Origin of the sequence: Nocardioides acrostichi (assembly GCF_015319165.1) — a bacterium.
Lineage (GTDB): Bacteria > Actinomycetota > Actinomycetes > Propionibacteriales > Nocardioidaceae > Nocardioides > Nocardioides acrostichi.
In genome coordinates this window covers 570,050-596,703 of record NZ_JADIVZ010000002.1, presented here as the reverse complement: position 1 = coordinate 596,703, position 26,654 = coordinate 570,050, and the positions used below count along the sequence as shown (strand labels likewise).

General features: G+C 71.1%; 28 protein-coding genes. 6 read left to right on the top strand and 22 right to left on the bottom strand.

Annotated elements, in window-relative coordinates:
* The first annotated feature begins 149 nt into the window (after positions 1-149).
* Both ISG29_RS07735 and ISG29_RS07730 read left to right on the top strand, forming a co-directional pair.
* Positions 150-2,177, top strand: a complete 2,028-nt coding sequence (locus ISG29_RS07735) for a HelD family protein (protein ID WP_194502774.1) — start codon at positions 150-152, stop codon at positions 2,175-2,177.
* Between the two features lie 90 nt (positions 2,178-2,267).
* Positions 2,268-2,900 (top strand): HD domain-containing protein, encoded by a 633-nt coding sequence (locus tag ISG29_RS07730; RefSeq protein ID WP_235958609.1) that lies wholly within the window; start codon positions 2,268-2,270, stop codon positions 2,898-2,900.
* On the opposite strand, the gene ISG29_RS07725 is transcribed toward ISG29_RS07730, so the two are convergent.
* The 13 genes from ISG29_RS07725 to ISG29_RS07665 form a co-directional block, all read right to left on the bottom strand.
* Positions 2,881-3,189, bottom strand: a complete 309-nt coding sequence (locus ISG29_RS07725; protein ID WP_194502772.1) for a DUF4031 domain-containing protein — start codon at positions 3,187-3,189, stop codon at positions 2,881-2,883. The genes ISG29_RS07730 and ISG29_RS07725 overlap by 20 nt on opposite strands.
* Before the next feature lie 70 nt (positions 3,190-3,259).
* Positions 3,260-4,711 (bottom strand): NAD-dependent succinate-semialdehyde dehydrogenase, encoded by a 1,452-nt coding sequence (locus tag ISG29_RS07720; RefSeq protein ID WP_194502771.1) that lies wholly within the window; start codon positions 4,709-4,711, stop codon positions 3,260-3,262.
* Positions 4,712-4,850: 139 nt separating this feature from the next.
* Entirely contained in the window at positions 4,851-5,231 is a 381-nt protein-coding gene (gene pcaC, locus ISG29_RS07715; RefSeq protein WP_194502770.1) for a 4-carboxymuconolactone decarboxylase, read from the bottom strand.
* Positions 5,232-5,337: 106 nt separating this feature from the next.
* The gene (locus ISG29_RS07710; protein WP_235958830.1) at positions 5,338-6,078 is read right to left on the bottom strand and encodes an SDR family NAD(P)-dependent oxidoreductase; all 741 of its coding nucleotides are present in this window, start codon (positions 6,076-6,078) and stop codon (positions 5,338-5,340) included.
* 5 nt (positions 6,079-6,083) lie between these two features.
* The gene (locus tag ISG29_RS07705) at positions 6,084-6,857 is read right to left on the bottom strand and encodes an SDR family NAD(P)-dependent oxidoreductase (RefSeq protein ID WP_194502768.1); all 774 of its coding nucleotides are present in this window, start codon (positions 6,855-6,857) and stop codon (positions 6,084-6,086) included.
* Entirely contained in the window at positions 6,854-7,702 is an 849-nt protein-coding gene (locus ISG29_RS07700; RefSeq protein WP_194502767.1) for an alpha/beta fold hydrolase, read from the bottom strand. The genes ISG29_RS07705 and ISG29_RS07700 overlap by 4 nt, the downstream gene beginning before the upstream one ends.
* Positions 7,699-9,639, bottom strand: a complete 1,941-nt coding sequence (locus ISG29_RS07695; RefSeq protein WP_194502766.1) for a flavin-containing monooxygenase — start codon at positions 9,637-9,639, stop codon at positions 7,699-7,701. Before ISG29_RS07695 ends, ISG29_RS07700 begins: the two co-directional genes overlap by 4 nt.
* A gap of 27 nt (positions 9,640-9,666) precedes the next feature.
* On the bottom strand, positions 9,667-10,362 hold the full coding sequence (locus ISG29_RS07690; protein ID WP_207792836.1) for an ABC transporter ATP-binding protein: 696 nt from the start codon (positions 10,360-10,362) through the stop codon (positions 9,667-9,669).
* The gene (locus ISG29_RS07685; RefSeq protein ID WP_194502765.1) at positions 10,359-11,126 is read right to left on the bottom strand and encodes an ABC transporter ATP-binding protein; all 768 of its coding nucleotides are present in this window, start codon (positions 11,124-11,126) and stop codon (positions 10,359-10,361) included. The genes ISG29_RS07690 and ISG29_RS07685 overlap by 4 nt, the downstream gene beginning before the upstream one ends.
* Positions 11,119-12,177 carry a branched-chain amino acid ABC transporter permease gene (locus ISG29_RS07680; protein WP_194502764.1) on the bottom strand — a complete coding sequence of 353 codons (1,059 nt, stop codon included), beginning with the start codon at positions 12,175-12,177 and terminating at the stop codon, positions 11,119-11,121. The genes ISG29_RS07685 and ISG29_RS07680 overlap by 8 nt, the downstream gene beginning before the upstream one ends.
* Positions 12,174-13,031 (bottom strand): branched-chain amino acid ABC transporter permease, encoded by an 858-nt coding sequence (locus ISG29_RS07675; RefSeq protein ID WP_194502763.1) that lies wholly within the window; start codon positions 13,029-13,031, stop codon positions 12,174-12,176. The genes ISG29_RS07680 and ISG29_RS07675 overlap by 4 nt, the downstream gene beginning before the upstream one ends.
* Positions 13,032-13,052: 21 nt before the next feature.
* Positions 13,053-14,297 (bottom strand): ABC transporter substrate-binding protein, encoded by a 1,245-nt coding sequence (locus tag ISG29_RS07670; RefSeq protein ID WP_194502762.1) that lies wholly within the window; start codon positions 14,295-14,297, stop codon positions 13,053-13,055.
* A 71-nt stretch (positions 14,298-14,368) separates the two neighbouring features.
* The gene (locus ISG29_RS07665) at positions 14,369-15,175 is read right to left on the bottom strand and encodes an alpha/beta fold hydrolase (protein WP_194502761.1); all 807 of its coding nucleotides are present in this window, start codon (positions 15,173-15,175) and stop codon (positions 14,369-14,371) included.
* A 181-nt stretch (positions 15,176-15,356) separates the two neighbouring features.
* On the opposite strand from ISG29_RS07665, the gene ISG29_RS07660 reads away from it, so the two are divergent.
* Positions 15,357-15,683 (top strand): carboxymuconolactone decarboxylase family protein, encoded by a 327-nt coding sequence (locus ISG29_RS07660; RefSeq protein ID WP_194502760.1) that lies wholly within the window; start codon positions 15,357-15,359, stop codon positions 15,681-15,683.
* A gap of 59 nt (positions 15,684-15,742) precedes the next feature.
* Here ISG29_RS07660 and ISG29_RS07655 read toward each other — a convergent pair whose 3' ends face one another.
* The 4 genes from ISG29_RS07655 to ISG29_RS07640 form a co-directional block, all read right to left on the bottom strand.
* Positions 15,743-16,363 (bottom strand): TetR/AcrR family transcriptional regulator, encoded by a 621-nt coding sequence (locus ISG29_RS07655; RefSeq protein ID WP_194502759.1) that lies wholly within the window; start codon positions 16,361-16,363, stop codon positions 15,743-15,745.
* Between the two features lie 88 nt (positions 16,364-16,451).
* The gene (locus tag ISG29_RS07650) at positions 16,452-16,748 is read right to left on the bottom strand and encodes a hypothetical protein (protein ID WP_194502758.1); all 297 of its coding nucleotides are present in this window, start codon (positions 16,746-16,748) and stop codon (positions 16,452-16,454) included.
* The gene (locus tag ISG29_RS07645; protein ID WP_194502757.1) at positions 16,745-17,503 is read right to left on the bottom strand and encodes a hypothetical protein; all 759 of its coding nucleotides are present in this window, start codon (positions 17,501-17,503) and stop codon (positions 16,745-16,747) included. The genes ISG29_RS07650 and ISG29_RS07645 overlap by 4 nt, the downstream gene beginning before the upstream one ends.
* Positions 17,500-17,892 carry a hypothetical protein gene (locus ISG29_RS07640; protein ID WP_194502756.1) on the bottom strand — a complete coding sequence of 131 codons (393 nt, stop codon included), beginning with the start codon at positions 17,890-17,892 and terminating at the stop codon, positions 17,500-17,502. The genes ISG29_RS07645 and ISG29_RS07640 overlap by 4 nt, the downstream gene beginning before the upstream one ends.
* A gap of 96 nt (positions 17,893-17,988) precedes the next feature.
* Between ISG29_RS07640 and ISG29_RS07635 the strand changes: the two genes are divergently transcribed.
* Positions 17,989-18,333 (top strand): hypothetical protein, encoded by a 345-nt coding sequence (locus ISG29_RS07635; protein WP_328828363.1) that lies wholly within the window; start codon positions 17,989-17,991, stop codon positions 18,331-18,333.
* Between the two features lie 21 nt (positions 18,334-18,354).
* Here the strand turns inward: ISG29_RS07635 and ISG29_RS07630 are convergent, their stop codons facing one another.
* Complete coding sequence (locus ISG29_RS07630) at positions 18,355-19,071, bottom strand: GntR family transcriptional regulator (RefSeq protein ID WP_328828360.1); 717 nt, start codon at positions 19,069-19,071, stop codon at positions 18,355-18,357.
* 196 nt (positions 19,072-19,267) lie between these two features.
* On the opposite strand from ISG29_RS07630, the gene ISG29_RS07625 reads away from it, so the two are divergent.
* Entirely contained in the window at positions 19,268-19,855 is a 588-nt protein-coding gene (locus ISG29_RS07625; protein WP_194502864.1) for an alpha-ketoglutarate-dependent dioxygenase AlkB, read from the top strand.
* A 163-nt stretch (positions 19,856-20,018) separates the two neighbouring features.
* Complete coding sequence (gene gndA, locus ISG29_RS07620; RefSeq protein WP_194502754.1) at positions 20,019-21,470, top strand: NADP-dependent phosphogluconate dehydrogenase; 1,452 nt, start codon at positions 20,019-20,021, stop codon at positions 21,468-21,470.
* Between the two features lie 512 nt (positions 21,471-21,982).
* On the opposite strand, the gene ISG29_RS07615 is transcribed toward gndA, so the two are convergent.
* From ISG29_RS07615 to ISG29_RS07600, 4 genes are read right to left on the bottom strand one after another with little or no spacing between them, the layout of a single operon-like run.
* Positions 21,983-22,711, bottom strand: coding sequence for an SRPBCC family protein (locus tag ISG29_RS07615; protein WP_194502753.1), 729 nt, complete (start codon positions 22,709-22,711; stop codon positions 21,983-21,985).
* A gap of 31 nt (positions 22,712-22,742) precedes the next feature.
* Positions 22,743-23,597 carry an FAD binding domain-containing protein gene (locus ISG29_RS07610; protein WP_194502752.1) on the bottom strand — a complete coding sequence of 285 codons (855 nt, stop codon included), beginning with the start codon at positions 23,595-23,597 and terminating at the stop codon, positions 22,743-22,745.
* A complete protein-coding gene (locus ISG29_RS07605) occupies positions 23,594-26,056 on the bottom strand; it encodes a xanthine dehydrogenase family protein molybdopterin-binding subunit (protein ID WP_194502751.1) in 2,463 nt (820 codons plus the stop codon). Before ISG29_RS07605 ends, ISG29_RS07610 begins: the two co-directional genes overlap by 4 nt.
* A complete protein-coding gene (locus ISG29_RS07600; protein ID WP_194502750.1) occupies positions 26,053-26,571 on the bottom strand; it encodes a (2Fe-2S)-binding protein in 519 nt (172 codons plus the stop codon). Before ISG29_RS07600 ends, ISG29_RS07605 begins: the two co-directional genes overlap by 4 nt.
* Positions 26,572-26,654 lie beyond the last annotated feature (83 nt).

Genomic DNA, 26,654 nt, shown 5'->3' with positions numbered 1-26,654 from the left:
CAGTTTTCACGTGACCTGCCACGACTTTTGACGCTGGTGAAACTCGTGGCAGGTGGGTTGCAAACTAGCGACGGGTCACGTGAAAACTCGCGGCAGGTCAGCGGAAAACGGGTGGCAGGTGGGTGGGGTGGAGGCCTAGGGTCGATCGAGTGCCTGCTGATCCTGACGATCTGATCCGGGAGCGCGAGCACCTCGCGGAGTCCCGCCGTCAACTGCACCGCATGCGTGAGCGCACCGCCTCCCTCGACGCCTCGGCCGCCGCCGACTGGGTCTCGCGCGAGGTGCTGGAGTCGAGCATCGCGCGGCGCATGAAGGAACTGGCCGACGACCCCGCGGTGCCGATGTTCTTCGGGCGGCTCGACTACACGCACGGCGAGCACGGTGGCGAGTCGTTCCACGTCGGACGGCGCCACGTGACCGGCCCGGACGGCGACGCGCTCGTCGTCGACTGGCGGGCGCCGGTGAGCCGGCCCTTCTACCGCGCCAGCAGCGCCGAGCCGATGGGCGTGGGCCGACGGCGGCGCTACGGCTTCAACGCCGGGCTGCTCACCGCGTTGGAGGACGAGCACCTCGACCGCGGCGAGGGCACCGCGCACAGCGACATCTTGGAGTCCGAGATCGAGCGTCCGCGCGTCGGGCCCATGCGCGACATCGTGGCCACCATCCAGCCCGAACAGGACGACATCGTGCGCGCCGACCTCGCGTCGTCGCTGTGCGTGCAGGGCGCACCGGGCACCGGCAAGACCGCGGTCGGGCTGCACCGTGCCGCCTTCCTGCTCTACGCCCACCGCGAGCGACTGGCCCGCCAGGGCGTGCTGGTGGTCGGCCCGAACGACTCCTTCCTGCGCTACATCGCCGACGTGCTGCCCGCCCTCGGCGAGGTCGAGGCGACCCAGGCGACCATCACCGAGCTCGTGACCGCGGCCCTGCCCGAGGGAAGGCGAGTGCGGGGTTCGGACGACGCGGCGGTCGCGGTACTCAAGGGCGACGCCCGGATGGCCGAGGTGCTGCGGCGTGCCGTGTGGAGTGGTGTCGGCACGCCCTCCGAGGCGCTGGTCGTGCCGCGTGGGTCGCGCCGCTGGCGGGTGCCGGCCTACGAGCAGGAGGAGGTGCTCGCCGGGCTGCGCACCCGCGGGGTGCGCTATGGCGCCGCGGGGGCGATGCTCGCGCAGTCGCTCGCGCACCGGGTGCTGCTGCGCATGGAGGCCGGCGGTGAGTCACCCGACGACCGCGTGCAGGACGCCGTCGCCCGCTCGGCCCCGGTCAAGAAGCTGGTCAAGCAGCTGTGGCCGGCCGTGGTTCCCGAGCGCACCCTGCACGCCCTGCTCTCGGACGCCGAGACGCTGGCGGCTGTCTCCGACGGCGTCCTCAGCGCCGGCGAGCAGGCGCTGGTGCTGTGGGCCCAGCCGCCGCGCGGCCCGGGCACCGCCCGCTGGAGCGAGGCCGACGTGGTGCTGCTCGACGAGCTGCGCGACCTGATCGAGCGCACCCCCTCGGTGGGGCACCTCGTGGCCGACGAGGCCCAGGATCTCTCCCCCATGATGCTGCGCGCCCTGGCCCGCCGCTCGAGCACGGGCTCGGTCACCGTGCTCGGTGACCTCGCCCAGGCGACCACCCCCTGGGGCGCCCGCTCCTGGCACGAGGCGCTGACCCACCTGGGCAAGCCGGACGCCGTCGTCCAGCAGCTCACCCGCGGGTACCGCGTGCCCGCCCAGGTGATCGAGTACGCCGCCCGGCTGCTGCCGCACATCGCTCCCGACCTCGAGCCACCCGTCTCGGTGCGCCGCTCGCGCGGCGAGCTGGAGCTCGACCGGGTGCCGGACGTCGTCGCGGCGCTCCCGGCCGCGCTGACCCGGGTCGTGGCGCGCGAGGGGTCGGTGGGCGTCATCACGCCCGACGCCTTGGTCACGACCCTCGACCGAGCCCTGACCGGCAGCGAGCACCGCCTGCTCGGCGGGTCGGACGATGGGTCCGCACGGGTGGAGCTGGTGCCGGCCTCCCTGGCCAAGGGCCTGGAGTTCGACCACGTGCTGCTGGTGGAGCCGGCCGGCGTGGTGGCCGGCGAACCCGACCTGGTGACCGGGCTCAGACGGCTCTACGTCTGCCTGACCCGAGCGGTCACCTCGCTCACGATCCTGCACACCGACGACGTACCCGCGCAGCTCGGCGCGCCCTGAGGCGCAGCGGCCCTGCTCGACCTCGCTCAGCGCCATGGTCCGGGAAGCAGCACCTCGCGCCGCTCGACAGATCGGGGTTCAATGGGCGCGATGACTCCCCCGCAGCCTGCTGACGACGACCCCGACCCTCGAGCGTGGTGGCCGCTGGCCGACGCCGACGACCTGCGAGACGAGCTGGTCGCCGCGTGGCGCCGCGACGGCTACCACGATCTGCGGCACCTCACCGAGGTGCTGCGCCGACTCGACGAGCTGGACTCGGCCGGAGCCGCGTTCGAGCGGCTGCCGGTGTTGCTGGCGGCCTGGTTCCACGACGCCGTCTACGACGGCGAGCGCGACGCCGAGGAGCGGTCGGCGTGCTGGGCCGAGCGTGCACTCGACGGCCTCGTCGACCTCGCGACCGTCGACGAGGTGGCGCGGCTCGTGCGGCTGACCGAGACGCATCGACCCGACCCCGACGATGCCGAAGGCTGCGCCCTCTCCGACGCCGATCTGGCGATCCTGGCCTCGGACCCGGTGCGCTACGCCGAGTACGTCGCCGCCGTGCGCCGTGAGTATGCCCATCTCGACGACGACACCTTCGCCGCGGGCCGCGCCGAGGTACTGCACCACTTGGCCGCGAAGCCCACGCTGTTCCATACCGCACCCGCCCGGCGTCGGTGGGAGGAGCCGGCCCGTGCCAACCTGCGGGCAGAGCTCGATCGGCTCATGGCTCGCGTGGGCTGAGTCCCTGCTGCCGAGCCTGCTTCTGGCCCCGCTTCGCCCCGCGTCGCCGCAGCCCGGCGGCGTGCAACCGCCGCACGAGCTCGCGACTGCTCACGGGCTCGGCCCCGGCGGCCACGACGGCGTCGTAGCGCTCCGCGGGCACGTCGTAGTGGTCGCCGTCGAAGGCCCGCCTCGGCCAGCCGAGCGCCCCCGCGAACGCGTGCAGCTCCTCGAACGAGAGATCGCTGGCCAGATGCGACCACAGGCGTCCGTGCCCGCTCGCGTTGGGCGGATCGATGATGAGGCCCACCTGCGCAGGGTAGTGCGGCGGGTGTCGGCCGGGCGCGCCGCACCGGGGCTCCCCCGGTCGGCGCCCCTCGTCAGGTCCAGTCGATGTTGAGGTACTGGGTCTCCATGTACTCCAGCATCCCCACGCGTGCGCCCTCCCGGCCCAGCCCGCTCTCCTTCATCCCGCCGAAGGGTGCCGCCGGCTCGGAGATGAGGCCGCGGTTGATGCCGACCATCCCTGCGTCGATCGACTCCGCCAGCCGCAGGGCCCGCCCCAGGTCTCGGCTGAAGACGTAGGAGGCGAGGCCCAGCTCGGTCCCGTTCACCCAGCCGAGCAGCTCGGCATCGTCGCTCCACCGGACGATCGGGGCGACGGGCCCGAACAGCTCACGGTCGAGGATGGCCGCGTGCGGGGGCACCTCGACCAGGACGGTCGGCGCGAAGAACGAGCCGCTCCCCTCCGGGATCCGCGCACGGTGCGAGACACGTGCCCCCGATGCCACCGCGGCGTCGACGGTCCGTTGGAGCTCCTCCACCGCGAGCGCCGAGATCAGCGGACCGATCTCGGCGCCGGTCGCGGCGGGTCCGACCCGCAGCGCAGCGACGGCGGCTCCGAACCGGGCGACGAACTCGTCGTGGACCTCGCGATGGATGTAGAAGCGGTTGGCCGCGGTGCACGCCTGCCCGCTGTTGCGGAACTTCGCCGCGAGGGCACCGGCCACGGCGGCGTCCATGTCGGCGTCCTGGGTCACGACGAAGGCGGCGTTGCCGCCCAGTTCCATCGAGGGGTTGACGATGCGGTCGGCCATCTGCCTGAGCAGGATGGTCCCGACGCGGGTCGACCCGGTGAAGGACAGCTTGCGCACCGCGCGGCTGGCCAGCCAGGTCTCGGCGACGCCGGCGGCATCCGTGCTGGGCACGACGTTGACCACCCCGGGCGGCGCACCCGCCTCGTCGAGGAGACGCGCGATGGCCAGGGCGGTCAGCGGGGTCTCGGAGGCGGGGCGGAGCACGGTGGTGCAGCCCGCGGCGAGGGCCGGCGCGATCTTGCGCGTGACCATCGCAGCGGGGAAGTTCCAGGGCGTGACGAGGGCGGCGACCCCGACCGGTCGGTGGGTGACGACGATGCGGCTCGACCCGCCCGGCGCCGCGCCGTACTCCCCGCCCGCGCGCACGGCCTCGGAGGCGAACCACCGGAAGAACTCCGCCGCGTACTCGACCTCCGCGCGGGCGTCGTCGAGGGACTTGCCGTTCTCGCGCGAGATGAGGTCGGCCAGTTCCGGGAGATCGCGATGCATCAGCTCGAAGGCCGCGGACAACACATCGGCGCGCTCGCGCGCCGGCACCCGCCGCCAGTCCTCGAAGGCCGACTGCGCGGCCCGGACGGCGGCTTCGGCGTCGGTTCGGTCGCCGTCGGCGACGTGCGCGATCACCGATCCGTCGCTGGGGTCGGTGACCTCGAACGATCCGGCGTTCCCGGGGCCCCACCGGCCCCCCAGGTACAACCCCTGGACCTCGCCGGGGGGCGCGACTCCTCGTCTCATACGAACCGACCTCTCTGCATCGGGCGTGCACGGTGTGGTGGGGCCGCCGTGGGCGGTCCTGCCGACCGGCGTGACGGGGCGCGGCCCGCGGCCGCACGACGCTGCTTCGTGCTCACGCCGATCGACAGCCGGGGCACCGCTATGCCGTCTCCATGGCGTCGAGCACCTCGGCAGCGAGCCTGAAGGCCTCGAGCGCCGCCGGTCCGCCGGCGTAGAAGCCCACCTGCATCAGGACCTCCTTGATCTGGTCCCGGGTCACGCCGTTGTTCACCGCGCCGCGCACGTGCACCTTGAACTCGTGGCCCCGATTCAGCGACGCCATCATCGCGAGGTTGATCAGGCTGCGCTCCTGGCGGGTCAGCCCGGGCCGGTTCCACACGTCACCCCAGCAGTTGCGCGTGACGTACTCCTGGATCTCTCCGGTGAAGTCGGTGGCGGCAGCCAGGGACGCGTCGACGTGCGCGTCGCCGAGTACCGCCCGCCGGGTGGCCATACCTCGCTCGTAGAGGTCGTCGGTCATCTCTGTTCTCCTTCTCGTAGGGGTGGTTGGGTGTCTCGTGGGATCTGCGCGCCGGGAGCAGACCCCGGTGGACGGCCAGGCGGTGGCCCGGTCGCCGGGCTGGCTCTCACCAGTAGGAGCGGCCGCCGTCGACGACGACCGTCGACCCGGTCATGTACGAGGCGGCCGGGCCGCTCACCAGACAGATCACCTCGGCGATCTCCTCGGCGGTCGCAGCGCGTCCCAGCGCGTACTGCTCGAGCCGGCCGGTGTCTGCCTCGCCGAGCTCGGCGCGGGAGGGTGCCATCGGGGTCTCGACGAGGCCGGGGCACACGACGTTGACGCGGATCCCGTCGGGGCCGACCTGCTGGGCCAGCGTCTTGGAGAAGGCCACGACCCCGCCTTTGCTCGCCGCGTACGCGGTCAGGGTCGGCAGCAACGGCCGGAGGGCCACGCCCGAGGCGACCGTGACCACGGAGGGCCGGTCCCCCGACCTGAGGTGACCCAGCGCGGCACGGCAGACCAGGAAGGTGCCGGTCAGGTTCACCGCGATGACCTCCTGCCATCGTGCGAGGGAGGTCTGCTCCAGATCGAGGCGCTCCCCGAGGACGCCGGCCGTCGTCACCAGGGCATCGAGCCCCCCGAGCCTCGTCGCGGCCTCGTCGATGGCCCTTCCCACCGAGGCCTCGTCGGAGACGTCGATCTCGCCGGCCACGCCATCGATCTCCCCCGCGACCGCGCGGGCGCCCTCGAGGTCGCGATCGAGCACCGCCACGAGGCCGCCGGCCTCGGCGAGCCCACGGGCCACCGCCGCTCCGAGTCCTCCCGCGCCACCGACCACGACGCTGCGCCGCCGGCGCGGCTCCATGGTGCTCACAGCGCCAGGAACCCGCCGTCGACGGGCAGGTCGATGCCGGTCACGTAGGCCGCGTCGTCGGAGGCGAGGAACAGCGCCGCGCCCGCGACGTCCTCGACGGCTCCGACGCGGCGCAGCGGTACCCGGCCGAGCAGCGCGGCCAGCTCGTCCGCGTCGGTGCCGAGCCGCGACCCGCGCATGGGCGGGAACACCCCGGGGACGATGCAGTTCACCCGCACCCCCCGGGCTGCCGCCTGAACGGCCAGGGCCCTGGTCAGCTGTCGCACGGCGCCCTTGGAGGCGTGGTAGCCGACGTCGATCGCCGCGCTGCTGGTCGCGACGACGCCCGCGATGGAGCTGATCGTGATGATCGAGCCCCCGCGATCGCCCATGAGATCGAGCGCCGTGCGGCAGGCGAGCATCGTCCCGGTGGCGTTGACACCCATCAGCCGCTCCCAGGCCGTGCCCTCCTCGGTGTCGCCCGACACAGCGGTGCCCAACCCCGCGCTGCAGACCATGACGTCGAGGCGACCGTGAGCGGCGCGGACGTGAGCGCCCAGGCGATCCCACTCCGCGCTCGCGGTCACGTCGAAGCACAGCTGCTCGGCGCTGCCGCCGGCCTCGCGGACCGACTCGACGACCGCCCGCGCCTCCGGCTGCAACCGGTCGGTCACGACGACGTGGGCTCCCTCGGCGGCGAACCTGCGGACGATGCCGGCACCGAGCCCACCGGCTCCGCCGGTCACCACCGCCACCCGGCCCTCGAGACGCCCCGGTGCGGTCACCGTCACCTCGCGGCCGCCTCGACCTCGGCGAGGAACGGCTCGATGGTGGCCCACGTGAGGTCCGGGTGCGAGATGTTCGGCGAGTGCATCGTGTCCAGGGTGGCCGTGCGCACCTCGGGCGCCTCCTTGACGATGCGCTCCATCCAGTCCGGCTCGACGAGGTCGTCGCGGGATCCGTAGACCAGGAGCGTGGGGACGCCCGTGCCGTCCAGGTCGGCCGGATAGGTCGAGGGTGGACGCTCGGTCCTCAGGGTCTCGGGCACGGCGGTGTGGGGAGCGACCACGCTGGCGTAGTGACCGGGCTGAGCGGCCCACTGCAGGCGGTCGGCGATCTGCTGCTCCATCCCCTCATAGGGGTCGATCACCAGCTCCAGGATGCGGCGCATGTCCTCGGCCGTCCCGTCGAAGTGCCCGAGCTCGCTCAGCGCGCGGGCCGACCTCCACGGGCCCCCGGTGCCGCTGATGCTGGTGACCGAGGCGAATCGGGGGGCCCATCGCGGAGAAGTCTGTGCCTGCAGCAGGACCGAGCCCCCGAAGGAGTTGCCGATGGTGTGGACGGGTCGGTCGATCTCCAGGGCGTCGAGCAGCGCGAGCAGGTGTCGGGCGCGGAACTCGTAGGGCGACTGGTCGAGCTGGACGGCCTTGGCGCTCCCACCGAAGCCGAGCATGTCCGGGGCGATGACCCGGTACCGACGCGCGACGAGCGGCATCATCTCGCCCCACGTGACCTCCGCGCTCGCGCCCCATGCGCCGTCGTGGACGAGCAGGACGACGGGCGCGTCCGACGGGCCGGCGGTGAGGTACCGGGTGACGAATCCGTTGACCTCGAGGGTGTGGGCGTTGCTCGTCATGCCTGCTCCTTGGTGTGATGAATCGGGTGATCGTGTCGAAGGACGTAGTGCGCGGGATCGACGACCCGGGTACCTCTCCAGAAGTCGGCGGTACTGAGGGGCCACATGATCGGCGAGCGACCGTGCGCGTTCTTGTACCAACTGCTGACCGACGACCAGCCCCAGGCGCGCTGGGCGTTCGCGGCCACCAGCTCGCGCTGGTGCTCCTCGAAGATCTCCTCGCGCAGGCAGAGCGATGTCGCCCCCGTCTCCAGCAGCAGCCGGATCGACTCCGTGAAGTAGCGGACCTGCCGCTCGATGAAGTAGACGAGGTTGGCGTGGACCAGCACGCTGGTGTTGGGGCCGAAGAGCGTGAAGAAGTTCGGGAACCCGGGGATGGCCACGCCCATGTACGCCGCGGCGTCGCCGTCCCACTGGGAGTGCAGGTCGCGGCCGTCCTCGCCGACGACCGACATCGGCATCAAGAACTCCGAGGCCTTGAAACCCGTGCCCCACAAGAGGACGTCGGCCTCGATCAGCCGACCGTCTCGCAGGACGACGCCCTCGGGCACGATCCGTTCGATGGGGTCGCTCACCAGGTCGACGTCGTCGCGGGAGAGGAAGCGGATCCAGGTGCCGTCGTCGCGGACGATGCGCTTGGACGCCGGCGGATAGGCGGGCACGACGGCGCCGACGAGATCGGGCCGGTCGACCATCTGGTCGGTCAGGTAGGTGGTGAGGGTCTCGCGCAAAGCGTCGTTGGCAGCCGACACGGCCCGCTCGGTGGGCGGGTAGTCCGGGTCGACCGTCGCGGCCTCGAGATTGCCTCGCAGCTTGGGCAGGAAGATCGAGAACCGGTACCACCCTCGGTAGGTCGGCAGCTCCGAGAGCAGCCACCGCTCGTCGGCTCCGATGTCACGGCGCAGCTCCGGGGTCGGCTGCAGCCAGGGCGGCGTGCGCTGGAGGACGGTGACGTGGGCCGCGGCGTCTGCGACCGCCGGAGCGAACTGCAGGGCGCTGGCGCCGGTGCCGATCACCACGACCCGCCGATCGGTCAGGTCGACGCCGTGGTCCCACTCGGCGGAGTGGAAGGCGGGTCCGGCGAAGGTCTCCCGGCCCGGGATGTCGGGGATGGCGGGCCGGTTCAACTGCCCGACCGCACTCGCCACCGCCGTGAACGACTCCACTCGCTCGCCCGCCTGGTCGCGCAGCCTCATCTGCCAGGCGGCCTCCTCGGCGTCCCACTGAGCCGAGACCACCTCCGTGCCGAACCTGATGTGCTCCACCAGTCCCTCGGCCTTCGCGAACTCCTGGAGGTAGTGCAGGATCGCCTCTTGGCGGCAGAAATAGGAGGGCCAGTCCGAGGGCACGAACGAGTACGTGTAGATGTGGCTGGGCACATCGATGCGGCAGTCGGGGTAGGTGTTCTGGTACCACGTGCCGCCGAGATCCTCGGCACGCTCGAAGATCACGAACGGTACGCCGGCCTGTTTCATGCGCAGCGCGCCGAGCAGACCGGAGATGCCTGCTCCGATGATGGCCACCCGCACGGGTCGCTCGCCTGCCAGCTCGCGGTAGTCCCAGTCCGGGGCGTCGGGATCCTCGTCGTCCATGACCAGCACGCCGTCGAGCAAGGAGACTTCGTCCTCCTCCAGGGGCCCGGTGATCCACTCGGCGATCCCGCGCAGCACCTCGCGCGTCGGCCGAGCCGGCATCGACCCGCCCTGGTCGGCCAGGGACTCCAGCACGGAGAGCGCGTGCTCCCGAATCGCTCGGTCCACCTCCTCGGGGAGGCCGCTGAAGGGCAGTGCGAGCGGGTCCGGTCGCCACTCGGGCCGGAGCAGGCTCGTGTCCCCGGTGGCCTGGGCGACCAGCATCAACAGCGCGGGGGTCTGCGCGGCGTCGAGTCGACGTCGGACCTGGTCGAGGTCGGGTAACGACAGATGTGTGGGCGCCATGGTGGGCTCTCCTCTTCCGGGGCGTGGCTAGACGGCCACGCCGAGATGCTTTTCCTGGACCGAGGCGTCGGCGGCGAGAGCCGCCGCCGTCCCCGCGTAGGCGATCTGGCCGCGGCTGGACATCACGTAGGCGGTGTCGGCCAGCGCCAAGGCGAACCCGACACTCTGCTCGGTGAGCAGCAGCGACACGCCACTGCGCTTGAGCTCCTGGAGCATCCCCAGCAGCGACTCGGTGATCGCCGGGGCCAGCCCCTCGGTCGGCTCGTCCAAGACGAGCACGGTCGGATCCGTCACCAGTGCGCGCCCGATCGCGAGCATCTGCTGCTCACCGCCGCTGAGTCGGCCGGCCACGGAGCTACGGCGCTCGTGCAGCCGCGGGAAGCGCTCCCAGACTTCGGCGACCCGGGCACGATCGACCGCGGCGACCTGGAGGTTCTCCTCGACACTGAGGTTCTTGAACACCCGGCGCCCCTGGGGCACCACCGCCAGCCCTTGGCGAACGATGCGGTGGGCCGGCATCGCATCGATGCGCTCGCCGCGCAGGCGCACCTCACCCCTGCCTGGAGGCGTGAAGCCGCAGATGGTCCTCACCAGGGTGGTCTTGCCGACCCCGTTGCGGCCCAGGACCGCCGTGCACTGGCTCTCCGGTACCTCGATGCTCGTCCCCTGGAGCACGTAGCTCGTGCCGTACCAGGTGTGGACGTCGTTCGCCTGCAGGATCATGATCCGGCTCCCGCCGCGTGCTGGGTGCCCAGGTAGCGCTCACGGACGAGGTCGCTGGAGCGGACCTCCTCGGGAGTGCCCTCGAGCAGGATCGTCCCGTGGTCGAGCACGAGCAGCCGATCCACGGTGTTGAACATGACGTCCATGTCGTGCTCGATCAGCACGATGGTCAGGTCGCGGTCGAGGCGCTCCAGCAGGGGGATCATCCGCAGGCTCTCCTCGCCGGAGAGGCCGGCCGCCGGCTCGTCGAGCAGCAGGACGCGGGCCCGCGAGGTCAGCGCCATGACGATCTCGAGGACGCGCCGATGACCGTAGGCGATGGCCTTGACCTTGTGCTCGCGCAGGTCGATGAGCCCTGCCTCCGACAACAGCTCCCGGCTCCGCTCCACCAGGCCTCGTCGGCCTCGCAGTGACCCCAGCAGGCGCCACTCACCGCGGTTGCTGGCCACGAGTCCCAAGAGCACGTTCTCCTCCACGGTGAGCTCGTCGCAGAGGGCCACGATCTGGAAGGTCCGCCCCAGCCCCATCCGGGCCCGGCGATGCGCGGGCAACGTGGTCACGTCGCTCCCGCACAGCCGCACCGTGCCGGCGTCGGCAGGCAGGTAGCCGCTCAGGACGTTGAAGAGGGTCGTCTTGCCGGCGCCGTTCGGGCCGATGATCCCGCGGCGCTCGCCTCTGGCCACCGAGAAGCCGACGTCGCTGAGCACGCTGATGCCGCCGAAGGACTTGGAGAGGCCCGAGACCTCGAGCACGGGCTCAGCCATGGTGGGCCCCTTCCGTTTCGGTGACCTCGGCCTGTGCTGGCTCCACCCGTTGCTCGATGGCCTGCTCGGCGGCACGACGCCTCGGTCGCACCGTGTCGCCCAGCGACTGGGCGAGGCCCGCGAGCCCCCTGGGCAAGAAGATGGCCACGAGCACGAACAAGATCCCGAGGATCATCAGGTAGCGATCGGTGTAGGAGCCGACGACGTCCTCGAGCAGGCCCACGACCAGTCCGCCGACCAACGGTCCCGCCACGGCTCCCCCACCCAGCGCGACCGCGAGCAGCCCGTCGCCGGAGGTCGTGGCCGCGAGCACGTCGGGTCCGACGTACCTCTCCTGGTAGGCGTAGAGCACACCGCCGAGGCTCGCGATGACGGCAGAGATCACCAGGGCCAGGTGGCGGATGCGGTCGACGTCGACGCCGACCGCGCGCATGCGCTGCTCGTTGTCGCGGACCCCGCGCAGGACGTAGCCGAAGGGCGAGCGGGAGATCGCCGTCAGCAGCACGAAGACGCCGGCCACGACGACGAGCACGACGTAGTAGTAGGTGACGGTCGAACCGAAGTCCCAGCCCAGGATCGAGGGCGAGGAGATCCCGAACAGTCCGTCGTCACCGTTCGTCACCGCCTTCCACTGAGTCGCCAGGCCCCAGAAGACCTGCGAGGCCGCGAGGGTGATCATCAGGTAGGCGGTGCCACGCGCCCGGCGGACCAGGAAGCCCACGACGAGGGCCAGCAAGGCGGCCGCGGCGAGCCCGACGAGGAGCGAGAGCGCGAAGCCGGAGTCTCGATGGAAGCTCAAGAGTCCGACCGCGTAGGCGCCGGCACCGAAGAACAGCGCGTGACCCAGCGAGGCCATGCCGCCGAAGCCGACGAGCAGGTTGAGGCTCATGGCGAAGATCCCGAAGATCAACATCGCCGAGAGCAGGTGGATCTCGTTGAGCGTCAGCGCGTAGGGAATCATCGCGAGCGCTCCGAAGCCGAGCACCGGAGCGACCAGCTTGGCGCCGCGCAGGCGCAGGGAGACGAGGGTCGAGGACACGGAGTTGCTCATGCCAGGGCCTTCCCGGCGATGCCCTGCGGACGCAGGGTCAAGATCGCCAGCATCACGCCGAACATGGAGAACAGCGCCAGGCCGGGGGCGAAGGCGATCGTCACGGTGTTGACCAGCCCGATCACGACGGACCCGGCCAGCGCGCCCCCGATGCTGCCGGCGCCGCCGACGATGACGACGACCAGCGCGAACAGCAGCACCTGCAGGTCGACGCCGGGGAAGGCGCCGAGGAGCACGCCGCCCAGCGCCCCGCTCAGTCCGGCGATGCCGGCGCCGACCACGAAGGTCACGGCGGCGAGCACGGTCGGGTTGATGCCGACCCCTCGAGCCATCTCGGGGTCGTCGACGACGGCGCGCAGCATCATGCCGGCACGAGTGCGGTACTGGAACCAGAACAGCAGGCCAGCCATCCCGAGACCCACCGCCACCAGGAACAGCCGGTACTTGGGGTAGTCGAGCAGCCCGAGGTCGAGGGTGCCCTCCAAGAAGCCCGGCCTGGGCAGGATGGCGGGGTCACCGCCGACGATCACCAGCGCGGCGTCCGCGATGACGAACAGCACCCCGAAGGTGAGCAGCGTCTGACGCAGATGGTCCTCCCCGGTCGGGCGCAGTAGCACGAAGACGACCGCACCGCAGAGGGCTGTGGCCAGCACCGCGGCTCCCCACGCGAGTGCCAGGTCGACCCCGTGGCGCTCGAGCTCGAAGGTCACGTAGGCACCCACCAGGAAGAACGACCCGTGCGTGAGGTTCAGCAGACGCATGGTCCCCAGGGTCAAGGTGAGCCCCGCCGAGAGCAGGAAGAGCACCATGCCGAACGAGATGGCGTTCAGTAGCAGTGCGATCCAGTAGTCCACGACCGTGTCTCCCTTCCGGCGCTACTGCACCGAGGTGATGCGGTCGAGCGCGTCGTCGACGGTCTCGTCCTGCGTGACGTCGCGCACCACCGGACCGACCGGCACCTGGGCGGGGCCGTCGGCGGTCTGCTCGACCTCGGTCAGGTACACGTTCTGCGTGAGCGCGTGCCGGGCGTCGAAGTGCACCTGCCCCAGCGGGGAGTCGACCTTGGCCGACTCGAGGGCGGTCACGAAGGCGTCCTTGTCGAAGGCCTCACCCTCCTGCTCGGCCAGAGCCGCGTCGATCATCTGCATCGCGGTCCAGGTGGTGGCCGAGAATCCACCGGGCAACCGGTCGTAGGCAGCCTGGTAGGCGGCCACGAAGCTCTGGTTCTCGGGGTTCTTCAGGGCACTGCTGTACAACCAGTACAGCTTCATGCCGATCGCCTTGTCTCCCCACACGTCGAGGGACTGGGTCTGCTCGGCGAAGTTGCCGATCGAGTAGATGGGCAGCTTCAGGCCGAGATCGCGGTACTGCTCGACGAGGCGTGCGCCGTCGGTGCCCAGCACGATCGGGACGACGGCGTCGACGTCGGAGTCGCGCTGCAGCTTGGCCAGGTAGGAACTGAAGTCGGCCGTGCCCAGGGGCGGCTTCTGGTAGCTGACCACCGTGCCCCCGAGCTCCTCGAAGGCGGACTTGAACGCATCGCTGACGCCCGTGGCCCCCGGGAAGTCGGATGCCATCAGTGCGATCCGACGGTAGCCCAGCTCCTTGTAGGCGTAGACGGCGCCCACGGGCTCCATCTGGCCGATGGTGTAGCCGGTGCGGAAGATCCAGTCGCTCTTCGCCTCGTTGGTGATCTCCCTGGCTCCGGCGATCGGGATGACCGTGGGGATCTGCTTCTCGTCGAGGTAGTCGCGCAAGGCCAGCGCGGCACCGCTGTTGTCGATCCCGACGATCGCATCGACGCCGTCCTGCTCCACGAGTTGTCGGCCCTTGGTCACGAAGGCTTCGGGGTCGGTCTCGCCGTCTCCGGTGACCACCTCGACCTTGCGTCCCCCGAGCTCGTTGTCGTGCTCCTTGAGGTAGAGGTCGACGGTCGCCGCCTCGACCTTCTCCCCGGAGGTGGCGAAGGCGCCCTTCAACGAGACGAGCACGCCGAGCTTGAACGTGTCGTCTGATGCACTGGACTCCCCGCGGCTGCCGGGCGCTCCACATGCGGCGGCCAACAGCGCGGTGACGACGACCCCCGACGTCACGGACCAGAATCGGCGTGGTGTGGACATGACACTCCTCTGGATTGCATGGATGGAAGGAACTGACTTTTCCGAGCTGTGGGCCGCGTGGCGGCGAGGGACTACGCAGCGGTCCCGGCGAGCAGGTCACGCAGATGAGGGGCCACGAGGTGCGGTGACTCCAGTGCCACCAGGTGCGGTCCCTCGACCATCACCAGGTGCGCACCGGGGATTCGCGCGGCGAGCAACTGCTGGACCGCCGGGGGCATGGACACGTCGGCTCGCCCCCCGACCACGACCGTCGGCGGCGGTGTCCACCCACTGGTGGCGGGCGGCAGGAAGTCCAGCTCCTTCATGGCTCGCCAGTAGGCGGCGTGCTCAGCGGGCCGCACGGCGCTCAGGCAGGCTCGCGCCTCGGCCACGACCGAGGTCTCGGCCGCCAAAGCCGCGGGAGAGAACCAGCGTTCGAGCGTGAGGTCGATCAGGGTGCTCATGTCCCGTTCGGCGAGGGCCGCTCGTTCGACGAGGGCGTCGCGAGCCTCGGGAGCGAACTGCGAGGTCGTGCAGATCAGACCCAGGCCGGCCACACGCTCGGGCTCTCGCATCGTGAGGCCCTGGGCCACCATGCCGCCCAGCGAGACCCCGACGACCACGGAGCGCCGCACCCCGGCGGCATCCCACATGGCCTGCATGGTGGCCACGAGATCCTCGAGGTGCAGCCGACGGTGCGGGAACGGTGAGTCTCCGTGACCCGGGAAGTCGGGGCGCAGGACGCACGCGTCACTCAGCAGCTCGACCAGCGGGTCGAGCGAGCGCCCGTTCAGCCCCACCGGGTGCAGCAGGGTGACCGGCACCGTGCTCGCATCGAGCTCTCCGGTGACCCACGTGTTCACGCCGCCGAGCAGCTCACGCGTGGTGTTGCGCCGCATTGCATCTCCCTCGAACAACACCCCCCGACGGGGTGACGCCGGTCACGTTAACGACGCGGAGCCTTCCGCACAAGTGTTCGTTCAATATTTGTTCTGAACGAACACTGGTACGGTAAGGCGCCGCACGAATCTCGTGCGGGGAGCCGACGATCCTGCCTTCGGGCAGCGAAAGGAGACAGCCGTGGCCACCCCCGCTTGGAGGGACGTCCTCCGCAACCTCGACCCCCGTGGGCTCGAGGCCGTCACCGCAGCACTGCACAGCGCCAACCAGACCAGCGCCCTCTCGACCATGGAGGCGGAGCTGGTGACGATCGCCGCAGCGCTCGTGGCGCGGGCGCCGGCAAACGTGACCCCGCACGTGCGCAAGGCCCTGGAGTGCGGCGCCACGACCGAGCACCTCACCGAGACGTTGCTCCTGGCCTCGACCATCGGCGGCATGGCCACCCTCGTGGAGGGCCTCCAGACCTACGCAGCCCTGGGCATCGGTAGCCAGGCGCCGGACGCCTGACGGGGGCGGGGCTGTGCCACGGCGTCCTGCGGCGCGGCCCCGAGGCGCCTCAGGCGGCCCTAGGCACCCTTGACGATCCGCAGGACGTACTCGCCCCACAGGTAGGCGACCTGGGTGGTGGAGAGGTCTCGCTCGGGCGAGTACCACTCGGCGACCGACTCGTACAGCTTGATGATGGCGGTCGCCGCGATGCTGACGTCTTCGACGACGAAGCGTCGATCCTCCACGCCGGCACGCAGGAGATCCTCGACGCAGCCACGGAAGGACTCGCGGCGAGCGGTCACGATCGCGAGCCCCTCCCCCTCGGCCAGCGACCAGTCTCGCGACACCACGCGCGCGGCCCTCTGGTTCTTGATGAAGTACAAGACCATGTCTTCGGTGACGCGGCGCAACTGCTGGGTCACGTCGGCTGTGGCGGCGATGGCAGACGCCTGGATCGCCACCAGATCCTCCATGGTGGGGATCAGGATCCCGTTGAGCAGGGCCGCCTTGGACTCGATGTGGCTGTAGACGCTCGTGGGCCCGATGTCGAGTGCTTCGGCGATGTCACGGATGCCCGTGGCTCGGTAGCCCCGCTCGGCGAACAGGGTCAGGGCCGCCTCGCGCACGTCGTCGATCGTGTTGGAGGTACGGCGCCGCGGACGGCGTCTCTGTTGGGGCGCGGCGCTCTCCGAGGACATGGCGGGCAGCGTACCGTAAACGTATTACTTCGTACGAACGCTCGTTCTACTTCACCACGCCCCACACCGACCCGGGCGCACGTCTGCGTCACCCCCCACGCACGACCGCCACCACCGCACGGCGCACCGCCTCGACACCGTGCGGGCCGTGGGCGATCGGGTCGGCCAGCAGGTCGGGCCAGGCGAGCCGGCCGTCTTCGACGTCGTGCGCGAGGCCGCCGAACACCGGGTCGCTGTGGCACACCGCGGCGAGCGCCGCCTCGAGCATCGGGTCGGCCGGCTCCGTGCGCGCGTGTGCCTCGAGGTCGCGCAGGGTGTCGTCGACCGCCGAGAGCCGACGCAGCAGCCGGCTCTCGGCGCCCTCGACCGGCATCGACGAGGTCACGACAACGCCTCCTGGAGTCGCCGCGGCAGCTCGGCCAGCACGCCGAGTCGATGCTCGCAGTCCTCAGCCCAGGCGATGGCGTCGGCCTTGAGGTCGAGGAAGTTCATGATGCCGTCGTAGACCATCTCGACATCGTCGATGACGTCTTGCACCACGCCCCAGCCCTTCTGCGCGATCTCCAGCCCGAGCGCGGCCCACGCCGCGGGGCCGGCGAACCGGGTGGCGACCTTGCGCACCAGCCGCGCCAAGGCGGTGCCGACCTGCACGACGAGCTTCTCGACGCGCACCCCGAGCTGCTCGGAGACACGCGCCATGCCGTCGAAGAGCACACTGCCGTGGCCGAGCAGCTCGCCGACCGCCGCGACGCCGGCCGAGGCGCCGGCCAGCCGGGCACTGCACGCGGCGCCCGCGAGACCGTGCCACTCACTGGCGACGGACCGCGCGACCGAGGCCGTGTTGAGGCCGATCACACCCAACGCGTCGTCGACCTCGTGCAGGGCGAGGCCGTTGCCCCGGATCGCGCCGTAGTCGCCGGTGAGCGGGGCGACGACGAGATCCTCGAGCGATCCCTCCGGCAGCGTCGGCAGCCCCGCCCCGAGACCGTTCAGACCGTGGATCGCCACGTTGATGGTGTCTCGAGCGAGAGAGAAGGCGAAGTCCCAGCTCTCGAAGGTCGCGTCGTGGGTCAAGGTGGCCTCGCCGTCGACCGGCGGCGCGAGGTCCAGATCGACCAGCGCGTGCGGCGTGGCGCTCATCGCAGCGCCCCCGCAGCATCGAGCAACGCGTCGGGAACGCCGAAGGTCGCGGCCACCAGGTCGCTCATCAGCCGCTCGGCGGCACCGACCGCAGAGGAGTCGGCGTCCTCGATGAGACTCGTGGCCCGGCAGGTGCTCTGCTCGAGCTCGGCCCACTCGTGTGCCCAGAGCGCACCGAGATCCTCGAAGGCGCCAGCGAGCCGGGTCATGGCGCCCGCGAGCGGGCGCAACACGCACAAGGGGCTCGGCTCGAACGGCTCCCTGCGGCACACGTAGGTGGTGGCGTAGTCGACCACCTGGCTCATCTGCGTGGCGAGATCCTCCATGGCCGGCGGCACACCGTGCAGCCGGCCCAGATCCTCGACGTACACACCTTCGTCGACACTCATGTCTGACCTCCCGAGACGGTCCGGCGGCTCAGGCGCCGGCTCCGCTACGAGCATCGTCAGGTGGGGCGATCACCGCAACGGGGTCACACTTGACCTGTGGACAACCTGCTGCTCGAGGCTCGCGCCCGCGTGCTGGCCGACCTCCAGGCCCGCTCGTTCGCCACCGCGGACGCCGTCTCGGTGCTCGAGGACGCGCTCTCACAACGCGCGTGGTGGGCCGAGCAGTGGCCCGAGGGCGCCGTCTACGTGGCCGGACTCGTGGCCCAAGACGTGCAGGACGTGCTGCTGGAGACGGCCGGGCGCTGGCCGGCGTGCCCTGACTGCGAGGTCGAGCACCCGCTCTACATCGAGCCCGACCTCGGCGGCCCGGACCCGGTCTGGGTGTGCGAGGAGCGAGGCGCCGAGGTGGCGGCACTGGGTGCGCTCACGCCCCTGGCGTGAGCAGCGCCGACCGAGGGTCGGTCAGTCCTCCTGACCGAGCTGCACCCAGAGGGTGAACCGGTCGGCGCGGAAGACGCCGCGCGAGACCTCGACGATCTTCTCGCGCGCGAGGGCCCGGCGGGAGTGCCGCATGACGATGCCCTGCGGCTCGATCTCGAGCAGCGAGGCCTCCTCGGCGGTGGCCCGGTCCGCGCTCACGGAGTCCTCGACCCACGTCGGACGCAGGCCGCGCGACGTGAGCAGGTCGTAGAGGCTGGTGGGCATGCCACCCTGGAGGAAGCCGGGCAGCAGGATCTCGTTGAGGTAGGCGTCCTCGATGCACATCGGCACGCCGTCGGCGCGGCGCAGCCGTCGCCAGTGGATGACGGAGTCGCCCTCGGTGAGACCCAGGGCGCGGGCGACGCCGGGGCCCGCGTGCTCACGACGCGCGAGCAGGGTCTGGGACTCGGCCAGCATGCCGCGGCGGGTCATCTCCTCGGTGTAGCCGGTGATGCGGCTCGCGCTGCGCTTGGGTCGGGCCACGAAGGTGCCGCGGCCGGGGATGCGCTCGAGCAGACCGTCGGCGACCAGCGCGTCCATCGCCTGGCGCACGGTCATCCGCGCGACGCCGAACTGCTGCACCAGCTCGCGCTCCGAGGGCGCGGGCGAACCGGGGGCGGCACCCGAGACCAGGCCGCGGACGTACTCGCGGACCTGGACGTGCTTGAGTGCCCGGCGGTCGAGGGCGGTGTTGCTCACAGGCAGCAGACTAGACATCGATGGCGCGCGTCGTCCGCGGAATGAGATCATTGCGGGCCGACTCACCCCTTTCGACGTGATGGTCGAACACATTTTCGATCGCGTCGGCTATCGTCGCCCTGTGGACTTCCAGGCCTCCCTCTTCGCCTCCACCGGCGACTCGGTGACGAACGGCGGTCCCGACACCGCGGTCGCGATGGCACAGTCCCTCGCCCGCTCCCTGGCCGACGCCCAGCGCACACCGCTCTCGCACGGCGCGTGGGTCGACCTCGCGCACAGCTGGCTCCCCGAGCCCGACACGGTCTTCGAGACGCTGGCGCGCGAGGTTCCGTGGCGTGCCGAGCGGCGCCAGATGTACGACCGGCTGGTCGACGTGCCACGACTCGTACACACCTACATGATCGGCGAGGAGCTGCCCCACCCGTCCCTGGGCGAGGCTCGCGAGGCCCTGAGCGCCCACTACCAATCCGAGCTCGGCGAGCCGTTCCGGACGGCCGGCTGCTGCTACTACCGCGACGGTCGCGACTCCGTCGCCTGGCATGGCGACACCATCGGCCGCGGCTCGACCCACGACACGATGGTGGCCATCGTCTCGGTCGGCGACCCGAGGCGGCTGCTGCTGCGCCCGCGCGGCGGCGGCGACTCCGTCGCCGTCGAGATGGGCCACGGCGACCTGCTCGTCATGGGCGGCAGCTGCCAGCGCACGTGGGAGCACGCCGTGCCCAAGGTCGCCCACTCCGGCCCCCGGATCTCCGTGCAGTTCCGGCCGTTCAACGTCTTCTGAACGACCGGCTCGAGGCACGAGAGACGGTCTGGCTCAGAAGAGGTCGAGCGAGCGCCGCGGCCGAGGCACGAGGACGCGACGCGCGTGTCGAGACCCGGTCGATCCAGCGTGCAGCACCCACCGGGGTGGAACACCATCGCGGCGAGCGCGGTTGGGTCGTGACATGAGCGACGCACGCGCCACCATCGGACTCACCGGCCTCGCAGTGATGGGCAGCAACCTGGCCCGCAACATCGCCTCGCGCGGCACCACCATCGCGGTGCACAACCGCAGCACGGAGAAGATGACCCGGCTGCTCGATGAGCACGGCGACGAGGCGAGGGAGCAGGGCGGTGAGCTCGTCGGCTGCGAGAGCCTCGAGGATCTCGTCGCCGCCATCGAGAAGCCCCGCACCGTCATCGTCATGGTCAAGGCCGGTGAGGCCACCGACGCGGTGATCGAGGATCTGGTGCCCCTGCTCGAACCCGGCGACGTCGTCGTGGACGCCGGCAACGCGCACGTCGACGACACCCTGCGCCGCCAGTCGGCACTCGAGGAGCACGACCTGCACTTCGTCGGCATGGGCGTGAGCGGCGGCGAGGAGGGCGCGCTGAACGGCCCCTCGATCATGGTCGGCGGGTCGGAGCACGCCTACGCGAACCTCGGCCCGGTCGTCGAGTCGATCGCCGCCGTGGTCGACGGCACGCCCTGCGCCGCCCACGTCGGCCCCGACGGCGCCGGACACTTCGTCAAGATGGTGCACAACGGCATCGAGTACGCCGACATGCAGCTCATCGCGGAGTCCTACGACCTGCTGCGTGGCGTCGCGAGGCTCGAACCGGCCCAGATCGCCGAGGTGTTCCACGGTTGGAACGAGGGCGACTTGGAGTCGTTCCTCATCGAGATGACCGCCGACGTTCTCTCGCACACCGATGCCGACACGGGCCAGCCGTTCATCGACGTCGTGGCCGACGCCGCGGAGCAGAAGGGCACCGGACGCTGGACCGTCCAGATCGCACTCGACCTCGGCGTCCCCGTCACGGGCATCGCCGAGGCCACGTTCGCGCGGTCGCTCTCGGGCCACACCGACCAGCGCAAGGCCGTGCGCGAGACGTTCGGCAGCGACACCCACGACGTCGAGGTCGACGTCGAGGCGTTCGTCGACGACGTCGCCTCTGCCCTCTACGCCTCCAAGGTGGTGGCGTACGCGCAGGGGTTCGACCAGGTGATGGCGGGCTCGCGAGAGCACGACTGGGATGTCGACCCCGGTCAACTCGCGACCATCTGGCGCGGCGGCTGCATCATCCGCGCCCGCTTCCTCGACCGGATCCGCGAGGCCTACGCGGAGAACGGCGACCTCACCAGCCTGCTGGTCGCCCCCTTCTTCGCAGACGCCGTACGCGACGGCCTGGCGGCCTGGCGGCGGGTGGTCGTCATCGCCGCCCAGGCGGGCGTACCGGCACCCGCGTTCGCCTCATCCCTGGCCTACTTCGACGCCTTGCGCCGCGATCGACTGCCGGCCGCGCTGGTCCAAGGGCTGCGCGACAACTTCGGCGCCCACACCTACCAGCGCATCGACAAGGACGGCACGTTCCACACCACGTGGGCGGGCGACCGAACCGAGCACGAGGCCTGAGCCGTGAGGCCGTCCACGCCCGAACCCCCTCACCGGTGGTTGAGCCGAGAGACCGGCCACGGCCGAACCCCCTCACCGGTGGTTGAGCCGAGAGGCCGGCCACGGCCGAACGCGTCGAAACCCGATGACCCCAGAAGCAGGGCTGCCTCCCATCTCACCGGGTTTCGACACGCCTCCGCCTTCGGCATCCGGCGGCTCAACCACCAGCAGGCGCCAGCGGCCGAACCGTGAGGCCGTCCACGCCCGAACCCCCTCACCGGTGGTTGAGCCGAGAGGCCGTCCACGGCCGAACGCCCCTCACCGGTGGTTGAGCCGAGAGGCCGTCCACGGCCGAACGCGTCGAAACCCGGTGACCCCAGAAGCAGGGCTGCCTCCCATCTCACCGGGTTTCGACACGCCTCCGCCTTCGGCATCCGGCGGCTCAACCACCGGAAGGCGCCAGCGGCCGCCGCCTCCGCCTTCGGCATCCGGCGGCTCAACCACCAGCAGGCGCCAGCGGCCGCCGGCAGGCGCTAGCGGGCGAGCAGTCGTTTGAGCAGGAGCAGCAGTCCGAGGACACCGAGGCCCGCCGCGATCTGTGGGCCGTAGGACTTGACGAGCACCGGCAGCACGGTGGCACCCAGGTCGAGCGCGTCGTCTCCCCCATCTGCCGGCGGGCGAGACGACGCGGGCCGGGGTGCCGCAGCCGGCGCCGGGGCGCTCACCGCCGCCACAGCGGCAGCCTCCCGCTCCGCTCCCGCGGCAGGCTCCGCTGCGCTCTCGGGCTGGGTCTCGGGCTCGGCTTCGGGCTCCGGCTCGGGTGCGCTCAGCCGCTGCTCGAGACAGGTGACGAACTGACCGAGCAGCTTGTCGGAGACGTCCTGCATGACGCCGCGGCCGAACTGGGCGGGCTTGCCGGTGACGGCCAGGTCGGTGGCGACATCGACCGTGGTCGCGCCGTCGGCCTCGCTCATCGCCAGCCTCACGGTGGCACCGGCCGTGCCGTTGCCCCGCTTGTCCTTGCCCTTGGCCTCGACGGTGAAGGTGTGCGCGGCGTCGTCCTTCTCGGCGAAGGTGCCCGAGCCCGCGTACTGCAGGGCGATGGGCCCGAGCTTCACCTTCACGGTGCCGCGGAAGGTGTCGCCCTCGACGCCGGTGACGACGGCGCCGGGAAAGCACTCGGCCAGACCGGCGATGTCGCCGAAGTGCTCCCAGGTCTGCTCGACCCCGATCGGGACGGTGAACTGGTGGGTCAGCTCCACGGTGTGGCTCGCTCCTCTTCGTCGTTCCCGCTCACGCGCCGGCCGCGGCGAGCACGGCGCGGCGGGTCAACACGGTGGCCAGGTGGTTGCGGTAGTCGGCGTCGCCGTTGAGATCGGACGGCGGGTTGGCGCCCTCCGCGGCGTGTGCGGCGGCCGCTCGCACGGCCTCGTCGGTGGCCGGCTGCCCCTGGAGGGCCGCCTCCACCGCGCGGGCACGCAGCGGGGTGGAGCCCATGTTGGTGAGTCCGACCCTGGCCTCGGCGATCGTGCCGCCCTCGACCCGCACCGCCGCGGCGACCGCGACGATCGGCCACTGGTGGGCCACGCGTACGAACTTCTCGTAGTGCGCGCCCCAGCCGGTGTACTTGGGGATGCGGATCTCGGTGAGCAGCTCACCGTCGGCGATCGCGGTCTCGAAGAGGTCGACGAAGAAGTCGTCGGCCGCGACCGAACGGGTGCCGCCGGAGCCGGCGATGGTGAACTCGGCCCCGAGGGCGAGCGCCGGGGCACCGACGTCGCCGGCCGGGTCGGCGTGCGCGAGCGCCCCGCCGAAGGTGCCGCGGTGCCGCACCTGGGCGTCGGCGAGGTGGTGGGTGGCGCGGGCCAGCAGCGCGGCGTGCTCGGCGACCAGCGGGTCGGTGAGCACGTCTGCATGCTTGGTCATGGCCCCGATGACGAGCGCGTCGCCGTCGTCGCGCACCCCGCGCAGCGACTCGATGCGGCCGAGGTCGACGACGACCTCCGGAGCGTTGAGCCGCAGGCGCAACACCGGCAGCAGGCTCTGCCCACCGGCCAGCACCTTGGCGTCGTCACCGTGCTCGGCGAGCGCGGCCAGCGCCTCGTCGACGGACGTCGGGGCGAGGTAGTCGAACGCTGCGGGGATCATGCGCCTGCTCCTTCGGTGCTGTGGGTGCCGGCTTCGTCGCCGTCGAAGTGGGGCATCGACGCACCCTCGGTGGTCCCGCCGGCCGCCACCCCCTGGATCGCCTTCCACACCCGCTCGGGCGTGCACGGCATGGTGATGTCGTCGATCCCGAGGTGTCGCACGGCATCGACGACCGCGTTGACCACGGCGGGGGTCGAGGCGATGGTGCCGGCCTCGCCGACGCCCTTGGTGCCGAGCGTGTTGGTCAGGCTCGGGGTCGTGGTGTGGTCGACGTCGAAGGAGATCGTGTCGGCCGCAGTGGGCAGCAGGTAGTCGGTGAACGAACCCGAGACCAGCGTGCCGGACTCGTCGTAGACCGCCTCCTCCCACAGCGCCTGCGCGATGCCCTGCACCAGGCCGCCGTGCACCTGACCGGCCACGATCAGCGGGTTGATGATGGTGCCGATGTCGTCGCAGCAGGCGTACTTGCGCAGTTGCACCTGACCGGTCTCGGTGTCGACCTCCACCGCGCACAGGTGGGTGCCGTGCGGGTAGTTGAAGTTGATCGGGTCGTAGGTGGCCTCCGCGTCGAGCGAGGGTTCCATGCCCTCGGGGTAGTCGTGTGCTGCGAACATCGCCGAGGCGAGCTCGGGCATCGTGATGCCGGCGTCGGTGCCCTTGACCCCGAACCGGCCACCCGCGAACTCCAGATCCTCGGCCGAGGCCTCCAGGAGGTGGGCGGCGAGCTGCTTGGCCTTCTCGACGACCTTGTCGGTGGCCCGCACGAGCGCCTCGCCACCGACGACGAGGGAGCGCGAGCCGTAGGTGTCGAGACCCTTGTGGCTGCTCTGGGTGTCGCCGTGCAGCACCTCGACGTCCTCGAACGGGACGCCGAGTCGATCGGCCACGATCTGGCTGAAGGCCGTCTCGTGCCCCTGGCCGTGGGCGGAGGCGCCGGTCACGACCTCGACCTTGCCGGTGGCCAGCATGCGCACGCTCGCGTGCTCCCAGCCGCCGGCGCCGTAGTTGAGCTGGCCGAGCACCCGCGAGGGCGCCAGGCCGCACATCTCGGTGAACGTGGAGACGCCGATGCCGAGCTGCACCGGGTCGCCGGCGTCGCGGCGACGCTGCTGCTCGGCGCGCAACTCGTCGTAGCCGAACATCTCCATCGCCCGGTCGGTGGCCAGCTCGTAGTTGCCGGAGTCGTACTCCAGGCCCGCCACCGTGGTGAACGGGAACTCCTCGTGCGTGATCCAATTGCGTCGGCGCACCTCGAGGGGATCCTCGCCGAGCTCGGCGGCCAGCTCGTCCATGAGGCGCTCGATCGCGAACGTCGCCTCCGGCCGGCCGGCGCCGCGGTAGGCGTCGGTCCAGGTCTTGTTGGTGAGCACGGTCTGGCAGTTGAACTGGTAGGCCGGGAACTTGTAGATCGCGTTGAACATGAACGCGCCGAGCACGGGCACGCCGCCGCCCACGAGGGAGACGTAGGCGCCGAGGTCGGCCAGCAGGTCGACCTTCAGGCCGGTGACGGTGCCGTCCTTCTCGGCGCACAGCGTCAGCTTCTGCCACTGGTCGCGGCCGTGGTGGGCGCTGAGCAGCGACTCGCTGCGGGTCTCGGTGTACTTGACCGGCTTGCCCAGACGGCGGCCGACCGCGAACGCGATCATCTCCTCCGGCGTCTGCTGAAGCTTGCCGCCGAAACCACCGCCGACATCCGGCGCGATGACCCGGATCTTCGACTCCGGCACGCCGGTGGTCGCCGCCAGCGCGAAGCGCAGGATGTGCGGGATCTGCGTGGCCGACCACACGGTGATCTGCTCGCCGGTGGGGTCGACGACCACCGAGCGAGGCTCCATGAAGGCCGGGATGAGTCGCTGCTGGCGGTACTCGCGCTCGATGACGATGCCGTCGCCGCGGGCCTTCTCGATGGCGGCGTCGACATCGCCACCGGTGCCGGCCTCGGCTGAGTCGAACTTCCAGAACGCGGACTTGTTGGTGCCCAGGTCGGGGTGGGCCAGCACGGTGTCCTCGGCGGCCTCCTTGAGGTCGAGTGCGGCCGGCAGGTCGTCGTACTCGACGTCGACCAGCTCGGCGGCGTCGCGCGCCTCGGCGGCACTGCGGGCCACGACGACGGCGACGATCTCGCCGGCGAAGGCGACCCGGTCGGTGGGCATCGGCAGGTGCGGCGGGGTGACCTGGTCCTCGGTGATCGCCCAGGCGTTGATGCACGCACCCTGCGCCTCGCCGAGATCGGCTCCGGTGAGGACGGCGACCACGTTGGTCGCGTCCTTCGCCTCGCTGGTGTCGATCGAGGTGATGGTGGCGTGTGCGAAGGGGCTGCGCACCATGGCCAGGTGCAGCATGCCGGGCAGCGTGATGTTGTCGGTCCAGCGGGTGCGGCCGGTGATGAGGCGCATGTCCTCCTTGCGACGGCGGTCGCGGCCGATCTCGCTGGCAGCCTGCTCCTGGACGGCGGTCATGCGGTCACCTCCGCGGTGCTGGCCCCGACGTCGGCGCGGTGCGCTCGGGCGCCGTTCGAGGCGCCGGCGGCGGTCTGCACCGCCTTGACGATGTTGTGGTAGCCCGTGCAGCGGCAGAGGTTGCCCTCGAGTCCGAGCCGGATCTCCTCCTCACTGGGGGAGGGGTTCTCCTCGAGCAGGGCCACCGACTGCATGACCATGCCGGGCGTGCAGAAGCCGCACTGGAGTCCGTGGCACTCGCGAAAGGCCTCCTGCACGGGGTGCAGGTTCTCGCCGTCGGAGAGTCCCTCGATGGTCGTGACCTCGGCGCCGTCGGCCTGTACGGCCAAGACGTTGCACGACTTCACGCTGGTGCCGTCGAGGTGCACGGTGCAGGCGCCGCAGTTGCTGGTGTCGCACCCGATGACGGTGCCGGTCTTGCCGAGCCGCTCGCGCAGGTACTGCACCAGCAGCATCCGCGGCTCGACGTCGTCGGCGACCTTCGCGCCGTCGACGATCAGGTTGATCCGGGTCATGGACTCTCCCTCGAGGTCTCGAACAAGGACGGACTCGTGAACGAAGTCGTCGCCACCGAAACGCATCCGATGTGGCGTAGGTC